This window comes from Cyanobium gracile UHCC 0281 (assembly GCF_034931305.1).
Taxonomy (GTDB): Bacteria; Cyanobacteriota; Cyanobacteriia; order PCC-6307; family Cyanobiaceae; genus Cyanobium; species Cyanobium gracile_A.
In genome coordinates, this window is the sequence record NZ_JAYGHY010000018.1 from 28,734 (window position 1) to 51,321 (window position 22,588).

The following is a 22,588-nucleotide window of genomic DNA, read 5'->3' on the forward strand; positions in this document are numbered from 1 at the left end:
ACCTTGCCTCCAGGGGAGTTCACCACCAGCGGAATGATCGTCGGATTCTGGATCGCCGTCACCGGGCTTGGGCTGGTGCTGTTCCTGGCCGTCCACCTGGGTGGGGTGGGGATGGCTCTGCTGGACCCGATGGGCTTTGAACGCTTCGCCACCACCCTGCACCAGCAGGCCTGGCTCCCCTGGCTCGAGGTCGCCCTGCTCGCGGCCGCCCTGGCCCACCCGCTGCTCTCCCTGCAGCGGGCCCGCGCCAATCGCCAGGCCAGGGGCCCGGACCCCGGCCCCCTGCGCAGCCGCCGCCAGGGGCCATGGGAGCCACTGGCGGCCCTGGCGGCTCGGCTGATCCCCTGGAGTGGATCACTGTTGCTGTTATTCCTTGCCGTCCACCTGGCTCAGCTGCGCTGGCACCGGCCGGTGGACGGTGCTGAACTCGCTGCGGTCCTGGCCGTGTTGCAGTCGCCCTGGTGCCTGGTGCTCTATGTGGCTGCCGGGGCCGCGGCGGGTCTGCACCTGCTGCATGGCGCCGAAAGCGCGGTGCGCCGGCTGGGGTTGCTGGACCCCGCCAATGCGGTGGCCCTGCGCCTGGGTGGGCGGGGGCTGGCCCTGCTCCTGGGGGCGGGCTTCGCGCTGCTTCCGCTCGCCCTGGTGCTGCGGCCCGCCGTCCCGCTGCTGGCAGGCCGATGAGCCCCAGGCCGTCGCTGGATCCGCGCCTGCCCGAGGGCCCCGTGGCCACCGCCTGGCAGCGTTGCCGCGAAAGCCTGCCGCTGATCAGCCCCAACCGCAAGCAGGGGCTGCGGATCCTGGTGGTGGGCAGCGGCCTGGCCGGGGCGGCGGCGGCCGCCAGCCTGGCCGAACAGGGCTACCGGGTTCAGGTGCTCACTTACCACGACAGCCCGCGCCGGGCCCACTCGGTGGCGGCCCAGGGGGGCATCAACGCGGCCCGCAATTACGCCAATGACGGCGACAGCATCGAGCGCCTGTTCCGCGACACGGTGAAGGGCGGCGATTTCCGCGCCCGGGAAGCAGGCTGCCATCGGCTGGCCGAAATCAGCGGCGCGATCATCGACCAGTGCGTGGCCCAGGGGGTGCCCTTCGCGCGGGAGTACGGCGGCACCCTGGCCAATCGCAGTTTCGGCGGGGCCCTGGTGAGTCGCACCTTCTACGCCCGGGGCCAGACGGGGCAGCAGCTGCTCTATGGCGCCTATCAGGCGATGTTGCGGCAGGTTGCGGCTGGGCGGGTGGAGCTGCTCTGCCGCCGCGACATGCTGGATCTGATCGTCCACGAGGGTGTGGCCAGGGGGGTGGTCTGCCGGCACCAGATCAGCGGCGCCCTGGAGGTGCTCAGTGCCGATGCCGTGCTGCTGGCCACCGGTGGCTATTCGAACGTCTTCTACCTCTCCACCAATGCCCTGAAGTCGAATGCCACGGCGATCTGGCAGGCCCACCGGCGCGGTGCCTGTTTCGCCAACCCCTGCTTCACCCAGATCCACCCCACCTGCATCCCCAGCGGCGATGTCCACCAGAGCAAGCTCACCTTGATGAGCGAAAGCCTGCGCAACGACGGGCGGATCTGGCTACCGCTGCGGACGGGCGACGACCGGCCGCCGGCGGCGATCCCGGAAGCGGAGCGGGATTATTTCCTGGAGCGGCAATACCCCAGCTACGGCAACCTGGTGCCGCGGGATCTTGCGTCTCGGCGAGCCCGGGAGCTCTGCCTGGAGGGCCGGGGTGTCGGGCCCGGGGGGCGTTCGGTGTATCTCGACCTGGCCGAGGCCATCACCCGGGACGGCACGGCGGCGATTGAGGCCCGCTACGGAAACCTGCTGCAGATGTACGAGCGCATCACCGGTGACGATCCCAGAACCACGCCGATGCGGATCTATCCCGCACCGCACTACACGATGGGCGGACTGTGGGTCGACTACCACCTGATGAGCACCGTGCCAGGTCTGTTCGTGCTCGGGGAGGCCAACTTCTCCGAGCACGGCGCCAACCGGCTGGGGGCCAGCGCCTTGATGCAGGCGCTTGCTGATGGCTACTTCATCGCTCCGGCAACGGTGACGGGCTGGCTGGCGGGCCAGGCTGCGGGAGCGTTGCCGGCCGACCACCCGGCCTGCCGCGAGGCGCTGGCTTCGGTGGAGGCACGCATCGAAGCGCTGCGCCGCACGGGCGGCTGCCAACCCGTCGATGTCTTCCACAGGGGCCTCGGCCACCTGATGATCGACGCCTGCGGCATCAGCCGCCGACCGGATCGGCTCACATCGGCGCTCGGTGAACTGGAAGCACTACGGCTGGAATTTCTGCAGGAGGTCTGCATTCCCCAGGAGGATGGCCTTCTCGATGGTGAGCTGACCAAGGCCCTGCGGCTGGAGGATTTCTTCGGACTGGCGGATCTGATGCTCAGGGATGCCTTGGCCCGGGAGGAGTCCTGCGGAGCCCATTTCCGCGAGGACCATCAGACCCCGGCTGGGGAAGCCCAGCGCGATGACGAACACTTCGCCCACATCGCCGCCTGGGAGCACCGGCCCGGAGCCACTCCCGTCCGCCATCGCGAGCCACTCGTCTTCCGATCCATCACGCCGGGACCGCGCAGCTATGGGTGAGAGGTTCGGGACGGCCGAAGAGATAGCCCTGACCCCGGACGCAACCCATGGCGAGCAGGCCGGCATGTTGCTCGACGGTCTCGATGCCTTCGGCGATCAGGCCCAGACCCAGGTCGCGGGAGAGGCGAATCATCGCTTCGAGCACCACGGCCTTGCGGTGATCATGGAGAAAATCGGAGATGAAACTACGGTCCACTTTGATCGTGTCGATCGGCAATCGTGCCAACCACGACATACTGGAGTAGCCTGTGCCGAAATCATCGAGATGCACCTTGACGCCGGCCTCTCGTAATCGGCGCAGTTCGGATGTGGCCAGGTCGGGATGTTCGATCAGGATGCTTTCGGTCACCTCGATCACCGTCCAGGAGGGATCCACTCCGGAACGTTCCGCCTGGCTGAGGAAGAAGTCGCTGAGGCCAGTTTCCTTCAGCTGCAAGGGACTCACGTTGATCGCCATGGTGACGTCCGAACCCTGGGAGCGGAGTTGACATAGCTGCTCGAGGGCCTGAGTGATCACCCAGCGGCCAATCGGCAGGATCAGGGCCGTGCGTTCGGCCAGGGGGATGAATTCCGACGGGGTGGCAATCGGCGCAGCGATGGCCCCAAGGCGTAGTAACGCTTCCATGCCCACGACCATCCGATCATCCAGCTCCACGATCGGCTGATAAGCCAGAAACATGGACTTGTGCTGGAGAGCTCCTTCGAGTTGATGTCGCAGATGGATGTTTTTCCTCACCTTCTTGTCGATGGATGAATGGTAGAAGGAGATATGCTGATCGCTGTTGGTCTTGGCCTCGTACATGGCAAGATCTGCCCGCCGGATCAACTCATCGACGGAGATGTCCGGGTCGTCTGAGATCGTGATTCCGATGCTCATTGATGGGCGGATCGTATGATCTTCTACCGACCATGTCTGGCTGACGGCGTCATTGAGACGCATGGCTAATTGGAGAGCATCGCCCTCGTCGAAAATGCCCATTGTGAGCACCACAAATTCGTCGCCACCGAGGCGGGACAGGATATCTCCGAAACGCAAGGATCGCTGTAGACGGCGGCCGATCTCGATCAGCAGGTCGTCGCCGATTTGATGTCCATGAAGGTCATTGATCTCTTTGAACGCGTTGAGATCGCAGAAAAGGATGCTGATCCGGCCGCCATTCTCCCGCTGGGTCTTGAGGGCGGCACGAATGCTGACGTGGAGGCCGCGGCGGTTGGGCAGGCCCGTGACCGGGCACTCCATCACCTTGGTGGCCAGGGCCAGGCGTTCCAGCTCCAGGGCCCGGTTCAGATTCTCAGTCTGCTGGCGCCGCCGCTCGATACGGTCGACCTCCACCCGCAGCTGCTCATAGGAGAGCAGGGCACTGACGTCCCTTAAACAGAAGATCAGGGGCCGCCGCCGCTCGCTGTGGATGGGCTTCCACTCAATTTCGATCGCGCGCAGCTCGCTGTGATGCAACACCTTGGTGAATTGCCCCCCCTGATCGCCGCCGGCCAGCACCTGCCCCGGGTTCAGCAGGGGGGCGCCGTCGCAGTCGCGCGGGAGTTGGTTGTAGATCGATTCCCCCAGAAGCGCCGGAGGAGTCCGCTCCACCAGCTGGGCGTAGCTGGCGTTGCACCAGAGCACCCGTCCCTCGCAGCAGGTGATCGCCAGGGCATCGCTGATGGTGCCCAGAGCCGCCTCCAGCCGCCCCATCGACCGGCGCAGTTCCACCACCAGCTTGCGTTGGTCGTTCACGCGGCGGCAGGGACCTGAAGGGGCATGGGTTGGCTAAGCAATACTGAAAATTTACTGAGTCTTGCATCTTTTCCCTCGCAAGAGGGCTTGGATGACGCGGATCGACAACATCCGTACCCTGGGATCGGCAGAATCCTTGATCGCGCCTGGCAACGTCCGGGTCCCGTCAACGGTGACACCCATGCCAAAGCCGTACCGATGACCACCGTTTCGCTCACCCTGAGGATCTGGCGTCAGGCCGGCTCCCAGGACGGCGGGGCTTTTGAGGTCCATCGGCTGGACGCGGTCTCCACCGATCTCTCCCTGCTGGAGGCCCTTGACCTGCTCAACGAACGGCTGATTGCCGCCGGAGTGCGTCCTGTGGGGTTTGAGCACGACTGCCGTGAGGGCATCTGCGGGTCCTGTGGGTTTCTTGTCAATGGTCAGGCCCAGGGGCCCCAGCGGGCCACCAGCGTCTGCCAGCTCTATCTGCGCCAGTTCCGTGACGGCGAGGTGCTGACCCTGGAACCCTTCCGCGCCCGGGCCTTTCCTGTCCTGCAGGATCTGGCCGTCGACCGCTCCGCCTTCGACCGGATCATCGCCGCCGGCGGCTATTGCTCGATCAACACCGGCAGTGCGCCGGAAGCGAATGCCCTGCTGATCGGCCGCGAGCAGGCGGCCCAGGCCTTTGACACGGCGTCCTGCATCGGCTGCGGCGCCTGCGTGGCCAGCTGCCGCAACGCCTCCGCCAGCCTGTTCGTGGCGGCCAAGCTGGCGCACCTGGGCCAGTTGCCCCAGGGCCAGCCGGAGCGGCAGCACCGGGCCCGGGTGATGCAGGCGCAGATGGTCAGCGAAGGCTTCGGCAGCTGCAGCAGCCACCTGGAATGCGAGGCCACCTGCCCCAAACAGATCTCCGCCGACTGGATCAGCTGGATGCACCGCGAATCCTGGCGGCGGACCTGAAGCGTCAGGCGTCCGCCGCAGCGCAGTGGCGGGCGATCACCCCCTCCTCATCGGCGGGGACCTGCAGCAGCTCGAAGGGCCCCAGCCAGGTGAGCGCCTGCTCCAGCTCCTGCTTCAGCGCTCCATCGTTTTCGCCGATGCCGCCGGTGAGTGCCACCACATCGACCCCCCCCAGGCTGGCGGCCATCGCCCCGATCCCCTGCAGCAGCTGGTGGCGGAACACCGCGATGGCGAGCTGGGCCCCGCCATGGCCGTCGACCGCGGCCAGGCGCAGGTCCTTCATGCTCGGACTCAATTCCGAGAGGCCCAGCAGGCCGCTCTCCTGCTGCAGGTCGTGGGCGAGTTCCTCCACCGCAGCCCCCCGGCGCATCTGGTGCAGCAACAGCCCCGGATCCACCGAACCGCTGCGGGTGGCCATCACCAGGCCCTCCATTGGGGTGTAGCCCATCGTGGTGGCGATGCTGCGCCCGCCCCGGATGGCGCAGAGGGAGCAGCCGGCGCCGAGGTGGCAGCTGATCAGCCGCAGGGCTTCGCCGCCGGGGGCATCGGGACGGCCCTCGGTTTCAGCGCGGCGGGCCACGCTTTCGGCCACGTGCTGATGGTTGAGGCCGTGGAAGCCGAAGCGGCGCAGGCCCTCGGCGCGCCAGCGGGCCGGGAGTGCGTAGGTGCGGGCCTCCGGCGGCAGGGTGCTGTGGAAGGCCGTGTCGAAGTAGGCCCACTGCTCGATCGCGGGCTTCCAGCCTCTCAGCCAGCGCATCACCCGCAGCGCCGGTCCGTTGTGCAATGGAGCCAGGGGCACCAGTCCTTCCAGCACCTCCAGCACCTCCTCATCCAGCCGGACGGGGGCGGTGAAGCGCTCACCACCATGGACCACCCGATGGCCCGCGCGGATCAGCCCATCCCCCCAGGCCGCCAGGGCTTCTGGCAGCCAGGCGTCCAGCACCGCCTCGGTGTCTTCGGTGGCGGTGATGCTCCAGCTGCGCTGGTCGCTCCAGAGGCGATTCCCGCCGCGCCCGTGCACCGAGACCTTGAGGCTGGAGCTGCCGGCGTTGAGCACCAGCACCTCCCCCACGGCCGGCGTTGCCGTCATCAGTCCGCGGCGGCGGGTGGGGTCCAGCGCCAGTTGGTCACCTCCGGGGCATCGGTGCCGTGGGCGTGGGCATAGGCCCGGTGGGCGAGGATCGTGTCCTGCATGCGCTCCTTGACATGGGCGGCGCGGGAGCGCAGGAAAGGCACCCGGTCGACCACATCAATCACGAGATTGAAACGATCGATCTGGTTGTTCATCGCCAGCTCCAGGGGCGTGTTGATGTTGCCCTTCTCTTTGTAGCCGCGCACATGGATGTTGGCGTGGTTGGTGCGTCGGTAGGTGAGGCGGTGGATCAGCCAGGGGTAACCATGGAAGTTGAAGATCACCGGCCGGTCGGTGGTGAACAGAGTGTCGAAATCCCTGTCGCTGAGACCGTGGGGATGTTCGTTCGGTTCGGTGAGGGCGAACAGCTTGACCACGTTGATCACACGGATCCGCAGACTCGGGATCTCGCGGTGCAGAATCTCCACCGCCGCCAGCGTCTCCTTGGTGGGGATGTCGCCGGCGCAGGCCATCACCACATCCGGGTTGTCCGGTTGGGTGCCGCAGTCGTCATTGCTGGCCCAGCCGACGATGCTGATCCCCTTGGCCACATGGCGCCTGGCCTGCTCCAGGTTGAAGTACTGAAGGTGCTTTTGTTTGTCGGAAACGATGATGTTGCAGACGTTGGTTTCCACCAGGGCCTCCTCCGCCACCGCCAGGAGACAGTTCGCGTCAGCCGGGAGGTACACCCGCACCACGTCGCCGCTCTTGTTGCCGGCCAGGTCGATGAAGCCGGGATCCTGGTGCGTGAAACCGTTGTGGTCCTGGCGCCACACCGTGGAGGAGATCAGACAGTTCCAGGGGCCGATCGGGGCCCGCCAGGGGGCATGCAGCAGGCAGGATTCCAGCCACTTGGCGTGCTGGTTGAACATCGAGGCGATCACATGGGCGAAGGCCTCGTAGGTGTGGAAGAACCCGTTGCGCCCAGTGAGCAGGTAGCCCTCCATCATTCCCACCAGGGTGTGCTCGCTGAGCATCTCCACGACCCGTCCGTTGCGGGCCAATTCACTGCCATTGAGGTCTTCCGGCAGGAATTCCTCCATCCACACCTTCTTGCTGAACTCATAGATCGCCTGCAGCCGATTCGAGGCGGTTTCATCAGGGCCGAACACCCGCATCGAATCGGGATTCAGGCGGATGATGTCGCGAAGCAGTTCCCCTAACGGATAGGTGTTTTCCACTTGCGTCGTGCCGGGGGACACCACGGGCACGGCATAGTCCTCCAGCGGGGGGAACCGAAGCTTGTGGCGCAGCAGGCCGCCGTTGGCATGGGGGTTGGAGCCCATCCGCCGCAGTCCCTGCGGGGAGAGCGCCTGCAGTTCCGGCTGCAGGGTGCCATTGGCATCGAACAGCTCCTCGGGCCGGTAGCTCCTGAGCCACTCCTCCAGCAGCTGCAGTTCCTCGGGATCGGTGTTCGGGGCGGCCAGGGGCACCTGGTGGGAGCGCCAGAAGCCTTCCAGCTTCTTGCCGTGCAGGGAGGCCGGTCCGGTCCAGCCCTTGGGCGAGCGCAGCACGATCATCGGCCAGGCGGGACGGACGGCCTCGCCGCTGGCGCGAGCCTCGGCACGGATCTGCAGGATGCGGCCGATGGCCCGATCCATGGCGGCGGCCATGGCCCGGTGCATGGCCATCGGCTCGTGGCCTTCGACGAAGATCGGCTCCCAGCCGTAGCCGCGCATCAGGCTGGCCAGTTCCTCGTGGGGGATGCGGGCCAGCAGGGTGGGGTTGGCGATCTTGTAGCCGTTGAGGTGCAGCACCGGCAGCACCGCCCCGTCGCTGATCGGGTTGAGGAACTTGTTGATGTGCCAGGAGGTGGCCAGGGGCCCGGTCTCGGCCTCGCCATCACCCACGCAGGCCAGAGCGATCAGATCGGGGTTGTCGAACACCGCTCCGCAGGCATGGGACAGCACGTAACCGAGCTCACCACCTTCGTGGATCGAACCGGGGGTTTCGGGGGTGCAGTGGCTGCCGATGTGCCCGGGGAAGGAGAATTGTTTGAGGAAGCGCCGCATCCCTTCGGCGTCCTGGCTCTTGTCGGGATACACCTCGCTGTAGCTGCCGTCGAGGTAGGTGGGGCCGAGCACCCCGGGGGCGCCGTGACCCGGCCCCGACAGGTAGATCATGTCGAGGTCGTGGCGGCGGATCACCCGGTTGGCATGGGCCCAGAGGAAGGCCTGGCCGGGGGAGGAGCCCCAGTGCCCCAGCAGCCGTGCCTTGACGTGCTCATGGCGCAGCGGTTGGGCCAATAACGGGTTGTCCCGCAGATAGATCATCCCGACGGCCAGATAGTTGGCGGCGCGCCACCAGGCATCGATCAGGGACAGCTCCTGCTCCAGTTCCGGCGTCATGGCCTGGGCCTCGAAGGGGGCCATCGTCGAGATGGTCATGGCCGTCACATGCAGGGGGCATTGACCTCAACTTTCGCCTGCCTGCGTGAAAAAGCTGATAAATCAACCGCTCTCCTTTGGGGGGGTCAGCAATCCGACATGGACCGCCCTCAGGGGCCCGGAGCCAGGGGAGCGTTCCAGCACTGCACCGCCGGCAGGCCGCGGTAGTTGGACAGAATCGTGAGGGTGGCGGTGTCGAGCAGGAAATGGGCGCCGTGGCTGGGCGTCAGCCCGATCCAGCGCGCCACGAACACCCGCAGCAGATGCCCGTGGGCGAACAGGGCCACCCGGCCGCCACCCTCCTGCAGGCGCCGGATCACCCGATCGACCCGTTCCCCCACCTGGGCGGGACTCTCCCCGTCGGGACAGCCATCACGGAACACCATCCAGCCTGGCCGATCCCGCTGGATCTCCTTGCTCGTCAGACCCTCGTAGGCCCCGTAGTCCCACTCGACCAGGTCGGGCTCAAGGCGGGCCTCCCCAGCCAGGCCCGCCAGTTCGCAGGTGCGCCGCGCCCGCTGCAGCGGACTGGACAGCACCAGGGAGAACGGGCCCGCCGCCAGGAGCGGGGCCAGCCCGCGGGCGGCCGCCTCCCCCCGCTCGGTGAGGGGGATGTCGGTGCTGCCGGTGTGCTGGCCCGAGAGGCTCCATGCCGTTTCTCCATGGCGAATCAGGACCACCTCGGCGCCGGGGGCTGGGTCGTGTTGGTGTGTTGTCACTGTCTTGCCTTCCATGGGGCGAAGTGTGCTCGCTTGGTCGTTCCATGGCACGGCATGACAGCTGGGGTAGGGATTGATGGCGTCCCGACCGGGGGATCGTCGGGATGCCCCTTTTGCCGGAAGGTCATTCTTGCTCCTGGGGATGTGAGAACGAGGATGCTCGCCGTTCCATGTGGTCCTCCCTACGACCGATCTCCGGGGAAGGATCCGACCCCAGAAGGTCACTGCCTTGGACGCGGTCAGGTCGGTGAAGGTGGTGGCCAGCCGCCGAGGCTGGTCCAGGGGCGTTGCTCAGAAGACCGCCTGAGCTTGTTGTCCATCCGCGGTCCTGTCCCCATCTCCCGTACGCGGCCCGGCAAGGGGCTTTTTCCCCCACGAGGTGAGCGCGTCAGGGCTTGCCCAGCGTGTCCCAGAGGGCGGCCTGATGGGCCACAACGGGGGCTGGTCTGGCAGGGGCCTGCATGGCGGTGCCGGCAGCAGGCTGGGCCCCACGGATCAACTGAACGGCAAGGGAGGCCACCACAAAGGCACCAAGAAATCCGGCGGCAACCCCAAGGGGGGTGGCCCCGGCGCGGTTGGAGGTCCTGATCTGGGTCATCGGGGAGCCTGGCAGCACCCCATCAGTATGGGGAAAGCGCCTCGCCGTGGCTGACGGGTTGAAGCCAGCTCAGAGGGGTGGAGACGGTGGACCGCAGTCGTTGCTCAGAGGCCAGCCAGCCATGACCGATACCCAGGAGCAGGCCCAGTGAAATCGCGAGATGCACTGGAACAACTCAGTGATTGATTCATCCTGCAGGGATGCAGGGGAAAGTATCCGCAGCGGACGACACCGATTGCAACTCTCGTGGGCCCCGTCCGGACCTCACGACTTTCTGTAGTTCTTGATACTTCTCAACAGGTCGCACGGCTCGGGCCTCCCTGATCGTCTCGACTGGACCGATGCCCTGATGACCTTGTGGCATCCCCCGCATGGCTGGCGGGATCGCTTCCCAGAGGCTGTTCCCGGGGTCGGTGCACGGCGGCGGCAGGAGCCACGCAGACCGCGGTGGCCTTGAGTTCCGGCTGGCCGGAGATGGGGCAGGCCTGCTCGTGCATCAGGGCATTGGCTTCACAGGCCAGCTCCTGGCTGAAGCCCCAGTGCATGGGCAGAAACACCGAGCCGGGGCGGATCCGATCCGTCACCTGGACCTTGGCGGTGATCCGGCTGCGACGGGAGGTGATGGACGCCAGGTCACCATCGTCGATGCCGAAGCGCTGCGCATCCTGTGGATGAATCTCCAGCAGTGGTTCCGGATGCATGGCCTGCAGCCGCTCCGCCTTGGCGGTGCGGGTCATGGTGTGCCACTGGCCCAGGTAGCGCCCCACGGTGAGCACCAGCGGATAGGCCTCACAGGCCGGTTCCGCCAGGCCCAGCGGTTGCTCCGCCACGAAGCGGGCCCTCCCCGAAGGAGTCGGAAAGCAGAGGTCGCCGTAGAGCCTCCGGGAAGCGGAGCTGGGCTGGCTACCGGAAGGGAAGGGCCACTGCTGTGGCCCCTCCCGCTGCAGCAGCGCATGGCTCAGGCCGGAGACATCGCACACCCGACCGGCGGTGAGGGCGGCGAACTCGGCATAGACCTCCGCGGATGAGCCGTAGCGGAACTGCTCCGTGAATCCGAGTCGACGACCCAGTTCAGCGAACACCTCCCAGTCGGGCCGGCTCTGGCCATGGCGCGGACGGAAGGCCGGGCAGTAGGTGACCCGCCGCTCGGAGTTGGTCATGGCGCCGGCCTTTTCGCTCCACTGGGAGGCCGGCAGCAGCAGATGGGCGTAGTGGGCCGTCTCCGTGGCGGCATAGGCCTCACTCAGCACCACCAGGGGGCAGCGGGCCATGGCCGCCTTCACGCGCTCCAGATTCGGCAGGCTGACCAGCGGATTGGTGGCCGCCACCCACCAGAGATCGAGGGCGCCGGCCTCGATGGCTTCCACCTGCTGCCAGGCGGTGAGGCCGGGCTCGGGAGCGATCGACCCCGGCGCGAAGCCCCATGCCTGCTCCACCACCGCCCGGTGCTCGCCATTGGCCACCAGCCTGTAGCCCGGCAGCAGGTGGGCCAGCCCCCCGGCTTCGCGGCCGCCCATGGCATTGGGTTGACCGGTGAGGGAGAAGGGCCCGGCCCCGGGACGGCCGATCTCGCCGGTGAGCAGGTGGAGGTTGATCAGTCCCCCCACCACGGCAGTGCCCTCGCGGCGCTGGTTCACCCCCATCGACCAGAGGCTGAGGATGCCTTTCTGCGATCCCCAGAGCCTTGCCACGGCCCGCAGCTGCTTCTCGGGGATGCCGCAGACGCCTGCCACCCGCTCGGGTGTCCACTCCGCCACCAGCTGGCCATAGGCGGCAAAGTCGTCCGTGGCTTCTTCGATGAAGTCGCTGTCGAAGCCCCCCTGCCGCAGCACCAGGTGGGCGATGCCATGCAGCAGGGCCAGATCGGTCCCGGGCGCGATGGCGAGGTGGAGATCGGCGGCTTTGCTCGTGTCGGTGGCCCGCGGATCCACCACGACGATCGTGACGCTGCGGGGCTGGCGTTTCTTGCGCTTCAGCAGCCTCTGGAAGAGCACCGGATGGCAGTCGGCGGTGTTGGTGCCGATCAGGAACGCGACGCTGCAGTGGTCGAGGTCCTCGTAGCAACAGGGTGGCCCATCAGAGCCGAGGCTGCGGGTGTAGCCGGCCACGGCCGAGCTCATGCACAGGCGTGAGTTGGCATCGAAGTTGTTGGTTCCCAGGGCCCCCTTGAACAGTTTCTGGGCGAGGTAGTAGTCCTCGGTGTGGAATTGTCCGGAGCCGTACATGGCGATGGCCCCGGCCCCCCTGGTGTCCAGGATGGTGCGAAGCCGATCCACCAGGAGATCGAAGGCCGCCTCCCAGGGGATCGGCTGGAAGTCCTCCTCCAGGCTGGAGCGATACAGGGGCTGGCTGAGGCGGCCCCGGGAGAGGGTTTCCCCCACCGTGGCCCCCTTGATGCACACCTGCCCCAGGCTGGAGGGATGGCTGCGGCTGCCGCGGGCCGTCCACATCGGCGTTCCCTCGGCATCACGGCGCACGCTCTGTCCCGCCACGGCGGGTGGAAGCATCTCGAGGCCGCAGCCCACGCCGCAGTAGGGGCACTGGGAGAGGGTTCTGGCGTCAGTTGGCTCAGCCATCGCGGCAGGTGACCGTCAACAGGGACTTGCGTGTGGATTGGGTGGGCATGGCGTTCCGGAACGGCCTGAACGGTGTTCGCAGCTGGGTGGAGATCGGACGAAGCAACCGACCTCCACAGCTGGAAGAGGCCGCTGAACGAGGCCTCTGGACGAACGACCGGATCGAACCGGACTCAGACCTGGGCCAGGGCCGCCTCGCCTTCGTGTTCCTCGGCGAAGGATCCCTTGGGCTCCCTGAGGAAGAAGTAACAGAGGAAACCCACGATCAGGCCCGCAATCCCCAGCACCTGGAAGAAGGCGCTGTTGGAGGCCGCCACGATCGCCGGGGAGGGATCCTTGGAGCCGTCCCCCATCCACAGCGGCAGGAGGCTGTAGATGGTGAGGTAGGCCACAGCGCCCACATTCCCGTAGGCCCCCACCATGCCGGCGATCTGACCGGTGACCCGGCGCTTGACAAGGGGCACCATGGCAAAGGTGGCCCCTTCTCCGGCCTGAACGAAAAAGGAGCAGGCCATGGTGAGCACCACGGCGACCGCAATCCCGGCACTTCCTGTGAAGGTACCGGGTTTGATCAGACTCATCACCAGATAGCCGATGCCCAGGCCCATGGTGAGGAAGCCCATGGTGTTCTTGCGGCTGCCGAGCCGATCGGACAACAGGCCGCCGCCGGGGCGGGCCACCAGGTTCACGAAGGCGAAGGCGGAGGCCAGGATGCCGGCGGTGGCCTTGGGTAGCGCGAAGGTGGTTTCGAAGAAGGTGGGGAGCATCGACACCACGGCGAGCTCGGAGCCGAAATTGACGATGTAGGTGAGCTCAAGCACGGCCACCTGCTTGAAGTCGTAGCGATCCTCCTTGGGATAGCTCTTGGCGCCGGAGATCAGATCACGGTTGGTGCGGATGATTCCCCAGGTCTGGAAGATGAACCAGGCCAGCACCAGCAAAAGGGCGATGGTGTAACCACCGGCATCAAGGAATTTGACCTTCTGAAGGCGCCAGGCCAGCACGACCAGAATCACCGCGAAGGGAACGTTCATCCCCAGCAGACCCCAGAAATCCTTCATGGAGGTGACTTCCAGGCCGGCGGTCTTTGCGGGCTTTTGATAAGTCTTGCCAGGGGGAGTGTCGGAGACGCTGAAGAAGTAGATGACTCCGTAGACGGCTGCGATGATGCCGGTGAGCGCGATGGCTCCGCGCCAGTTGAGCACCACCCCGCCGATGTCGGCGCCGCCGGAGAAGGAGAGCCATCCGGCCACGATCACCAGTGTGAGGGCCGAGAAGGCCGAACCGAAGTTTCCCCAGCCGCCGTAGATCCCTTCCGCCAGGCCGATTTCCTTGGGGGGGAACCACTCCGCCACCATGCGGATGCCGATCACGAAGCCGGCGCCAACGATGGAGAGCAGCAGGCGGGCGATCACGAGATGATTGAAGTCCTGCGCGGCCGCAAACATCAGGCAGGGAATGGCGGCGTAAACGAGCAGGGTGGAATAGGTGATCCGGGGCCCGAATTTATCGAGCAGCATCCCGATCAGAATCCTTGCCGGAACCGTCAGGGCCACGTTGCAGATGGCCAGGGTGCGGATCTGGGGAACGGAGAGGCCGAAATCGGCCTGGACCGTCGTGGCCAGCGGGGCCAGATTGAACCAGACCACAAAAGTGAGGAAGAACGCGAACCACGTGAGGTGAAGGGTTCGGTATCTTCCCTGGAAGGACCAGAGTTCGCCAAGCATGAGTCAGGGTATGGGTGATAACCCTGGCTTCTGGAAAGAATGCGCCCAGGTCGTAGAGCGGCGCAAATGCTGACCACTCCAAGATCACACCATTCGCGCAGGGGCGTGGGCTGTGGCGATAGCTACCGATTGGCGGTCATGTCGGGGCGGGGCGGCCGTTTTCTTCTCCACGTTCTGTCATGTCCCGCCGCAGCCGCTCGCCGCTGCGGGCCATCAGCAGGCCCGTCGCCCGCTCCAGGGCGTCCTCGAGACGCTCGAAGCGGCCGGCGAACCACAGGTAGGCCGCCACGTTCCAGCGCAGCGCCGGCATCAGGGTGCCTTCGCCGCAGAGGGCTGCCAGGGCCTGCGATCGCCACAGCTCAAGGCCCTGCCAGGGCACCTCCGCGCAAGTGATGCCGTGGTCGCGGGGGTGGAGCAGGATCCGCTCGGTGGCCCCCTGGCGCACCCGGGCTGTGATGCCGGCGCGGGAGGTGGGCAGGTCGGTGGAGCCCTCCAGCCCCTTCACCGTCAGCAGGTCGGTCTCGCCGCAGTCCTGTAGGGCCTGCCAGGCGCGGGTCTCGGTGGGGGGATGGACGAAGCCGCTCACCAGCAGGTGCTCCCCCCGGTGCGGCGTCCACAGCAGCTCCAGACTCGCCACCGGCGGACGTTTGCCGATGGCATCCCGCACCGGCACCAGCTTTTCGGCCAGTGGGAAATGGTCGGGCTGGTGGGTGAGGGCCAGCCCATAGCGGTCGAGGCGCTCTTGGACTTTGCTGAGCGGCAGGCCGGTCGAGGGGATGCCGATCGACTCGAACAGCTCGGCCAGGGTGACGCCGAATTTCACCGGCATCGGGTCGCCGCCGTGCAGCACCACCGGCAGGTCGTCGCTGGCCAGCACCAGGGCCACCAGGGGCAGCAGGGGGGCGGTGCGGCTGCGGCCGTCGTAGGGGACCCCGAAGCAGAGCGGTCGTCGGCCGGGTGTTTCCAGCACCGGGCCCCAGCGGCGGTAGCTGTCGAGCATCCCGGAGAGCTCGATGGGGTGGGGGCGGCGGATGCGGTGCGCGATCAGGAAGGCTCCCATCTGGGCGTCATCGGCCTGGCCCTGGAGCATCAGGTCCATCGCCACACCGGCCTCCTGCCGATCCAGACCGGTGCTGGTGTGTTCGCCGCTGCCCACCTTGCCGATCAACTCGCGGAAGTGGGCCCGCTCGGGGCCGAGCGCCCGCAGGCGCACCAGGCGCCGATCCCCCGCGGCGTCGGGCCCCAGGCTGGCCGGTTCTGGTAACAGTGGCGACATGGGAGGACGGCTCCATGCCGGAAACTAAACCCTTCTTGATCGGTGGGTCTGCGCAGCTTTCTCTGGCGCTCCCCGACAAACGATCCTTCCCGTCGACGCAGCTCTCACCGGCGTCCCGGCTTCAGACGACCCCCCGGGGTTGCTTGCGTCCTCCTGCCTGGCAGGGATTCTCCGCGTGGCCGGCCATGCGGACCACCGTTTTCGCATGAACAGCACCGACACCAGCAACGAGCTCACCACGCCGCCAGCGCCCAGCCTCAGCAAGGTGGAGCAGGCCAAGGCTGAGCTCTGCGGCCTGGATCTGGAGCCCCGGCTGGCGGAACTGGCCGCGGCTGGCTGGGACAACCTGGATGAGGCCACCCTGACCATCCGCTTGAAGTGGCTGGGGATCTTCTTCCGCCCCGTCACCCCCGGTCGCTTCATGGTGCGCCTGCGGCTGCCCAACGGGGTGATCCGCTCCGATCAGCTGGAGGTGCTGGCCGACGCCGTCGATCGCTGCGGCGAGCACGGCAGCGCCGACATCACCACCCGCCAGAACCTGCAGTTGCGGGGGCTGTTGCTGGAGGACATGCCGCCCCTGCTGGCGGCGATGGAGCGCGTTGGCCTCACCAGTCGCCAGTCGGGCCACGACAACCCTCGCAACATCACCGGCAACCCCCTGGCCGGCCTCGATCCCGAGGAGCTGATCGACACGCGGCCGCTGGTGGAGGCCATCCAGACGCGGCTGCTGGCCGATGGCGGCCCCCGCAACCTGCCGCGCAAGTTCAACGTGGCGGTGGGCGGCGCCCCCGACAGCTTCCTGCTGCACAACGACCTCGCCTTCCTGCCGGCGCCCCACCCGCAGGACCCGGCAGCGCCGCTCGGCTTCACGGTGATGGTGGGCGGGTTCTTCTCGGCCCAGCGCAACGAACTGGCCGTTCCCCTGGGCCTCTGGCTGCGGCCCGACCAGCTGCCCGCTTTCACCCTGGCCTTGCTGCGGCATTACGACGCCCACGGCAACCGGGTCCAGCGCAACAAAAGTCGGCTGATGTATCTGATCGATGGCCTGGGGCTGGAGGCCTACCGCGCTGCCGTGGTGGCGGGCTACCGGAAGCTGGCCGGGGAGTCAGCGCCGGCGCCCCTGCCCCACGATGGCCGCCATCTGGTGGTGCGGGCCCCGCGCGACGGGCTGGGCCTCCAGGCCCAGAAGCAGGCAGGCTTCCACTGGGCGGGGCTGCACGTGCCGATGGGGCGCCTGGATGCGGAGCAGATGCTGGAACTGGCGCGCCTGGCCCGCGATTACGGCAGCGGCGAGCTGCGCTTCACCGAAGCCCAGAACGTGCTGATCGTGAATGTCCCCAACCATCGGCTTGGGGCCCTGCAAGCCGAACCGCTGCTGGAATGGTTCCGGCTCGAGCCGGGGCCCCTTCAGGCTGAAGCGGTCAGCTGCACGGGCAGCCGCTACTGCAGCTTCGCCCTGATCCCCACCAAGAGCACCGCCCAGGCCGTGATCGACGACCTGGAGCGTCGCCTGGAGCTTCCCCAGGCGGTGCGTACCCACTGGACCGGCTGTCCCAATGCCTGCGGCCAGCCCTACATGGGCCAGATCGGCCTGATGGGCGCCAAGGCCCGCCAGGAGGGTCTGATGGTGGAGGCGGCGAAGATCTTCCTGGGCGGGTCGATGGGCCAGGAGCCACGGCTGGCCGAACTGCACGAGAAGGGTGTTCCTCTCAGTGCGCTCAGCGACGTGCTGGAAGCGCTGCTGGTGGAACGTTTCGGCGCCCGGCGGCGGACGACCCTCGCCTGAGGGCTCGGCGGCCCCAGGGGAAACGCCTGCCCCGGGGAACCTCCGGGTGCCAGCCACGGTCCAGCATGGCCAGCGTGGCCCTGTCCTTCAGATCCTGCCCTCCGTAAAGAAGCCGGATGACCCGTTCGGGATCAATCTCCAGGGCCGCCACTTCCTGCCAGAGCTGGGCCACCCGATCCCTGTCGGCCCTGATGAACTGGGCGTCGGCCAACTGGGCCACCAGGGTCAGCAGCAGCTGTCGTTCTTTCTGCTCGACCGGCCCGACCGTTCGCGGCGTCTCGCTGGGCCGGCCCCACCGCCGCGTCTCGGCCCGTTGCCTTTGGCTGGGGGTGTGGGAGAAGGCATCGATTCCGCTGAAGGCCATGGGACGCCTGCCCTGCGAATGGTGTGCCTTCCTTGTAGCCCTGGGGCCTCCACACCCCTGGACTGGGGCATCAAACGTATCAATGGCGACCGTTCCTGAGGGGGCTGGCCCTGCCCGCCAAGCCGGTGGATCGGGCGGAGCTGCTGGCGGCTCGCGGTGGTCCCGGGGGGTTCATCCTTGACCGGGCAGCCTCCTTTCCTGGCCCTTCCCCAGCACCTGCCTCCAGCCGGCAGCCCCGATCGCTGGCCCTGGCTACGGCGTCTGCGCGCTCAGGACGACCTCGACCTGGAGCCCTGGCTGGAGGCGATCGAGGGCCACGGCCTGGTGCCCGATGCCGATCTGCTCGCGGCGCTGGCCGGGCGGCTCGATGGCGCCGCGGCGAGCCGATTACTGGCCTGGTGGCTGGCCGAATCAGACGCGAATCCCGCCCTGCTGAACCTGATCGGCCGGATCCGTGACCGACGCTGCAGGGCCTTGCTGCGACAGGCCCTCCGCCTGCCAGGGGAGGCCACTGACGCGCGGGCTGCCGCTGGGAATGGGGCCATCGACAGGATGGCTGTTCTGTTGCCGCTGCTGGGCCACCAGCGCGATCCCGAGGATTTCCAGCTGTTGCGCCAACGGGTCCTGGCTCCCCTGCCGCTGCAGCAGCGCCGCGCGGCCCTTGAGGGGCTGGCGGTGGGGCTCGCCGCCTGGCCGGCGGCTCCCCTACGGCAGACCCTGCGCCAGCTCATCGGCGATCTCGATCCCGCCCTGGCGGCCACGGCCGTCGACCTTCTGGCCCGACTGCCGGCGGGCCGGGGGGACCTGGCCGATCTCGATCGGGGCCGGCTGGCCCCGGAGCTGGCGCGCCGGGTGGAGCGGCGCCTCGCAGGGGCGGGTGTGGACGCGGTTGACGGGCGATCATGGGGGTCCCCCCAGCGCGCATGAGGCGAGGCCGATGTTCCGTCACCTGCTGGTGCCCACCGACGGCTCCGACCTCTCCGACGGCACGATCCGCCGGGCGGTGAGCTACGCCCGCGAGACGGGGGCGACCATCACCTTTCTGCACGTGCTCGCCAACCTGGCGATGCCACCGCAGGCGTCGATCTACGGCGATCCGGTGCTGCTCGATCCGGCCGTGGTGGAGCGTTTCAGCCAGGCTGAGCGGGCCTACGCCACCGCGCTGCTGGATCGGGCCCGGGCCATGGCCGAGGAGGCGGGCGTCCGCTGCGACACGGCCGTGGGTGATCATCCGGTCGTCTACGAGGCGATCATCGAGGCCGCCAGCCGCCACGGCTGCGACCTGATCTTCATGGCCTCCCACGGCCGCCGCGGCCTCGCCGGGCTGCTGCTGGGCAGCGAGACCCAGCAGGTGCTGACCCACACCGACCTGCCCGTGCTCGTCTTCCGGCGCCCCGTGGCCGCGGAAGCCGGCAGCGATCCGGAGCTTCAGCCGGCCCCGGCCGCCCCGGCCAGCTGAAGCCGCCAGCGGCGCACCACGTCCGCCACACCCAGGCCATCCAGGTCGACCTGGGCATTGAGGCGCTGCATCGTGGCGGCGGGGATGCGGCCGGCCAGGGCGTCGATCACGGGCACCAGCTCCGGGTGCCGCCGCAGGCTGGCGGCGTTGAACACCGGCACGGCGTCGTAGGGCGGGAAGTAGTGGCGGTCGTCCCGCAGCTGCTGCAGGTCGAGGGCGGGGATCAGGCCGTTGGTGGTGTCGCCGGCGATCAGGTCGACCCGCCCCTCAGCCAGGGCCCGGTAGGTGAGACCCAGATCCATGGCCTCGGGCGGCTGGGCGAAGCGCAGCCCGTAGCGCCGGGCCAGGCCGCTGTAGCCATCCGGCCGATTGAGGAATTCATAGCCGAAGCCCGCCCGCCAGCTGGGGGTGTGGGGGGCGGCCTCGCTGATCGTGGCGATCCCCAACCGGCGCGCTTCGTCCCGGCGCACCAGGATCGCGAAGCTGTTCTCGAAGCCCAGCGAGGGGAACACGGTGAGCCCGAAGCGTTCGCCATAGAGCCGGCGCGTCTGCTCGAACACCCGCCGCGCCGGATCTGGCGTGTCCGGCGGCGGCGGGGACTGGTCAAGAAGCGTGGTCCAGGCGGTGCCGGTGTATTCCACGTAGCCGTCGATGCGGCCGCTGCGCACGGCGGCGTGGATCAGGCCGGTGCCCCCCAGGCCGAAGTCCCGCTGCACCTTCAACGGGGTGGCGGCTTCAATCTGCTGGGCCAGCAGTTCTCCCAGGATCAACTGTTCGGTGAAGCTCTTGCTGCCGATCCGCACCGTCCCTGTACCTGCGGGCGGCAGCAACCGCATGGCCAGCACGGTGCCCAGGGCAAGGCCCGCCAGGAGCCAGGCGAGCCGCAGCAGCCGTCGCCGCCCGCCGCTGGGACCCTTGGCACGGGGCTGGGCCAGCCGTCGTTCCAGCAGCCCCAGGCCGCCATCGGCGAGCAGGGCGATGGCGGCGGCCGGCAGGGCCCCCGCCAGGATCAGGCCGTTGTTCACCGTGGCAATGCCCCGGAAGATGAACACCCCCAGGCCGCCGGCGCCGATGGCGGCGGCGATCGTGGCCACACCGACGCCGATCACCGTGGCCACCCGGAGGCCGGCCATCAGGGTGGGCAGGGCCAGGGGCAGCTCCACCCGCAGCAGCACCTGGCGCTCGCTGAGTCCGAGGGCTTGCCCGGCCTGCTTCAACCCCGGCGGCACCTGGGCCAGGCCGGTGACCAGGCCCCGCAGCAGGGGCAGCAGAGCGTAGAGGGTGAGGGCCACGATCGCCGGTGTGGTGCCGATGCCCCCCAGCAGCGGCACGGTCAGCAGCAGGCCGAAGATCGCCAGGCTCGGCACCGTCTGCACCGTGCTGGCCAGGGCCAGCACCGGCCCGGCCCAGCGGGGCCGGCGGCTGATCCACAGGCCCAGCGGCAGGCTGATCGCCAGGGCCAGGCCGATGGCGGTGCCCACCAGCAGCAGGTGTTCGCCGCTGCGCTGCAGGATCTCCCCCGCCAGGGCGCCGTCCCACCAGGCCGGCAGCCACGGGCCGCTCATGGTGCTTCGGCCGGCGTCAGGGCCCGGGTGGCCTGGAACACCGGCACGCTGACGCCGATCAGCAGCAGGGCCCAGCCGCTGTTGGCGGTGTCGTTGAGCAGGGCGCCGACCAGGAAGACGATCGACCCCACCAGCACGATGGCGGTGCTCCACGGGTGGCCCCAGGCCTTGAACGGCCGTGGCCGCTCCGGCTCACGTCGGCGCAGCACGAACAGGCAGACGATCCCCACCAGGTAGAGGCTCACGTAGAGAAACGCCGCCAGACCGAGCAGGATGGTGAAATCGCCGCAGAGCACCAGCAGGGCCGAGGCCAGGCTGGTGAGCACCAGGGCCACGGTGGGGGTGCCGCCCTTGTTCACCCGGTCGACCAGGGGACTGAACAGCCTGTCGCGGCTGAGGCCGTAGAGGATGCGCGGGGCGCCCATGATCGAGGCGTTGATCAGGCCCGCCAGGGACACCAGCGCCAGCACGGTGATCGCCTGGCCGCCGAAGGCGCCGAACAACAGGGCGGCCGCATCCGCCACCGGCAGGCTGGAGACGGCGATCACCTTCAGGGGCAGCACCCGCAGCAGGGCCAGGTTGAACAGGGTGTAAATGGCGATCACGGCCAGCACCCCGCCGATCAGGGAGCGGGGCAGGTCCTCCTGGGGTTCGCTGAACTCCTCGGAGAAGTAGATGGGGCTGTGCCAGCCGTCGTAGGTGGTGACGATCGCCTGCAGGGAGAACACCAGCGCCACCGCCAGGCCCGTCCATCCCGCCGGGGTGGCCAGGCCCGTCGCTGTGGTGGGGATCGCCGCGCTGGCGGCGGCGCGGCTGTCGGGGCCGCCCAGCAGGAAGCAGGCCGCCACCACCGCCAGGAAAGCGATCGCCTTGGCCAGGCTCAGCAGCTTCTGGCTGCCGCTGCCGGCCTCCACCCCCAGCAGCTGGATGAGGGTGAACAGGGCCACCACCCCCAGCCCCAGCAGCTTTCCAGGCAGCTCCAGGCCCGGCAGCAGGAACAGCGCGTAGTCGCCGATGGTGATCGCCACCCAGGCGATGCCGGTGCAGTGGCCGATCCAGTCCATCCAGCCCACGCTGAAGCCGGCGGCATCACCGAAGCAGCGCCGGGCGTAGACGTACCAGCCGCCGGCCAGGGGCAGGCTGGCCCCCAGCTCTGCCACGGCGATGGCGCCGAGCAGGGCGTAGAGGCCGCCGGCCAGCCAGGCCGCCACCACCCAGGGGCCGCTGCCCATCTGGGCGGCCACCAGGCCGGGGGTGCGCAGGATGCCGGCGCCGATGGTGCCGCCCACGGCGCCGGCGATGCCGAAGGTCACCCCCAGCACGTTCAGCAGGCGGCCCGGCGACTCCAGCTCCGCAGCTGCCGGATCGGGGGGAGCGGAGCGGGTCAGGAGGCGATCACCCGTTCCAGCAGGGCCTGGAGCTCCTCCAGTTCGTGGCGGCTCAGCAGCCAGTCGCCCTGTTGATCCTTGGTGACGCGGGCCTCGATGATCCAGCCGTCCTCCGTGGGCGCGATGGCGAAGTGGGGGGACTGGAAGGGGGCGACCATGGGCTGGCTGGAAGGAAGCGGTACCTCCTGCTTAGCCAGATCCGCCAGCAGCGGCGGTGGGCCCAGCTGCTCGAGCCGGAAGCTGGCGCCGTAGCTGGGGGTGGGCTGCTGGGAATAGAAGCGGGCGGCGGCGGGCCGGCCCAGGCGGCGGCGGCCTCTGGCCACCAGGGCGGCGG

17 protein-coding genes and 1 pseudogene are annotated in these 22,588 nt (G+C 68.3%); 6 read left to right on the forward strand and 12 right to left on the reverse strand.

The features are described 5' to 3' along the window. Positions 1-33: 33 nt before the first annotated feature. Entirely contained in the window at positions 34-681 is a 648-nt protein-coding gene (locus tag VB739_RS07580) for a succinate dehydrogenase (RefSeq protein ID WP_323356490.1), read from the forward strand. Beyond that, a complete protein-coding gene (locus tag VB739_RS07585) occupies positions 678-2,600 on the forward strand; it encodes a fumarate reductase/succinate dehydrogenase flavoprotein subunit (protein ID WP_323356491.1) in 1,923 nt (640 codons plus the stop codon). Before VB739_RS07580 ends, VB739_RS07585 begins: the two co-directional genes overlap by 4 nt. Here VB739_RS07585 and VB739_RS07590 read toward each other — a convergent pair. Continuing rightward, positions 2,572-4,098: a bifunctional diguanylate cyclase/phosphodiesterase gene (locus VB739_RS07590; RefSeq protein WP_323356492.1), complete on the reverse strand. Its 1,527-nt coding sequence runs from the start codon at positions 4,096-4,098 to the stop codon at positions 2,572-2,574. The two genes, VB739_RS07585 and VB739_RS07590, sit on opposite strands and share 29 nt — an antisense overlap. Positions 4,099-4,533: 435 nt before the next feature. Here VB739_RS07590 and VB739_RS07595 point away from each other — a divergent pair, with 435 nt between their 5' ends. Beyond that, positions 4,534-5,277 carry a succinate dehydrogenase/fumarate reductase iron-sulfur subunit gene (locus tag VB739_RS07595; RefSeq protein WP_323356493.1) on the forward strand — a complete coding sequence of 248 codons (744 nt, stop codon included), beginning with the start codon at positions 4,534-4,536 and terminating at the stop codon, positions 5,275-5,277. A gap of 4 nt (positions 5,278-5,281) precedes the next feature. Here the strand turns inward: VB739_RS07595 and VB739_RS07600 are convergent, their stop codons facing one another. The 7 genes from VB739_RS07600 to VB739_RS07630 all read right to left on the reverse strand — a co-directional run bounded on the left by VB739_RS07600 (position 5,282) and on the right by VB739_RS07630 (position 15,692). After that, positions 5,282-6,367: an acetate kinase gene (locus VB739_RS07600; protein WP_323356495.1), complete on the reverse strand. Its 1,086-nt coding sequence runs from the start codon at positions 6,365-6,367 to the stop codon at positions 5,282-5,284. Continuing rightward, positions 6,367-8,796 (reverse strand): phosphoketolase family protein, encoded by a 2,430-nt coding sequence (locus tag VB739_RS07605; protein ID WP_323356496.1) that lies wholly within the window; start codon positions 8,794-8,796, stop codon positions 6,367-6,369. Before VB739_RS07605 ends, VB739_RS07600 begins: the two co-directional genes overlap by 1 nt. A 110-nt stretch (positions 8,797-8,906) precedes the next feature. After that, entirely contained in the window at positions 8,907-9,476 is a 570-nt protein-coding gene (locus VB739_RS07610) for a histidine phosphatase family protein (protein WP_323356497.1), read from the reverse strand. Positions 9,477-9,903: 427 nt separating this feature from the next. Continuing rightward, positions 9,904-10,113 carry a hypothetical protein gene (locus VB739_RS07615; RefSeq protein WP_323356498.1) on the reverse strand — a complete coding sequence of 70 codons (210 nt, stop codon included), beginning with the start codon at positions 10,111-10,113 and terminating at the stop codon, positions 9,904-9,906. A 293-nt stretch (positions 10,114-10,406) separates the two neighbouring features. Further along, positions 10,407-12,689 (reverse strand): nitrate reductase, encoded by a 2,283-nt coding sequence (locus VB739_RS07620; RefSeq protein ID WP_323356499.1) that lies wholly within the window; start codon positions 12,687-12,689, stop codon positions 10,407-10,409. A 173-nt stretch (positions 12,690-12,862) separates the two neighbouring features. Beyond that, complete coding sequence (locus VB739_RS07625; RefSeq protein ID WP_323243571.1) at positions 12,863-14,416, reverse strand: MFS transporter; 1,554 nt, start codon at positions 14,414-14,416, stop codon at positions 12,863-12,865. A gap of 136 nt (positions 14,417-14,552) precedes the next feature. Further along, positions 14,553-15,692, reverse strand: a complete 1,140-nt coding sequence (locus VB739_RS07630) for an anthranilate phosphoribosyltransferase (RefSeq protein ID WP_323356500.1) — start codon at positions 15,690-15,692, stop codon at positions 14,553-14,555. 205 nt (positions 15,693-15,897) lie between these two features. Between VB739_RS07630 and VB739_RS07635 the strand changes: the two genes are divergently transcribed. Further along, on the forward strand, positions 15,898-17,478 hold the full coding sequence (locus VB739_RS07635) for a ferredoxin--nitrite reductase (RefSeq protein ID WP_323356501.1): 1,581 nt from the start codon (positions 15,898-15,900) through the stop codon (positions 17,476-17,478). Here the strand turns inward: VB739_RS07635 and VB739_RS07640 are convergent. Then, positions 17,411-17,842 carry a hypothetical protein gene (locus tag VB739_RS07640; RefSeq protein ID WP_323356502.1) on the reverse strand — a complete coding sequence of 144 codons (432 nt, stop codon included), beginning with the start codon at positions 17,840-17,842 and terminating at the stop codon, positions 17,411-17,413. The two genes, VB739_RS07635 and VB739_RS07640, sit on opposite strands and share 68 nt — an antisense overlap. A gap of 177 nt (positions 17,843-18,019) precedes the next feature. Between VB739_RS07640 and VB739_RS07645 the strand changes: the two genes are divergently transcribed. Together VB739_RS07645 and VB739_RS07650 are read left to right on the forward strand one after the other, a co-directional pair. Continuing rightward, positions 18,020-18,769 carry a hypothetical protein gene (locus tag VB739_RS07645; RefSeq protein WP_323356503.1) on the forward strand — a complete coding sequence of 250 codons (750 nt, stop codon included), beginning with the start codon at positions 18,020-18,022 and terminating at the stop codon, positions 18,767-18,769. 10 nt (positions 18,770-18,779) lie between these two features. Continuing rightward, positions 18,780-19,301 carry a universal stress protein gene (locus VB739_RS07650; protein WP_323356504.1) on the forward strand — a complete coding sequence of 174 codons (522 nt, stop codon included), beginning with the start codon at positions 18,780-18,782 and terminating at the stop codon, positions 19,299-19,301. On the opposite strand, the gene VB739_RS07655 is transcribed toward VB739_RS07650, so the two are convergent. The 3 genes and pseudogenes from VB739_RS07655 to VB739_RS07665 form a co-directional block, all read right to left on the reverse strand. Beyond that, the gene (locus VB739_RS07655; RefSeq protein ID WP_323356505.1) at positions 19,271-20,866 is read right to left on the reverse strand and encodes a glycine betaine ABC transporter substrate-binding protein; all 1,596 of its coding nucleotides are present in this window, start codon (positions 20,864-20,866) and stop codon (positions 19,271-19,273) included. The genes VB739_RS07650 and VB739_RS07655 overlap by 31 nt on opposite strands. Next, positions 20,863-22,179 (reverse strand): APC family permease, encoded by a 1,317-nt coding sequence (locus tag VB739_RS07660; protein WP_323356506.1) that lies wholly within the window; start codon positions 22,177-22,179, stop codon positions 20,863-20,865. The genes VB739_RS07655 and VB739_RS07660 overlap by 4 nt, the downstream gene beginning before the upstream one ends. Before the next feature lie 71 nt (positions 22,180-22,250). Continuing rightward, a pseudogene (locus tag VB739_RS07665) lies at positions 22,251-22,588 on the reverse strand (hypothetical protein); the annotation flags it as partial.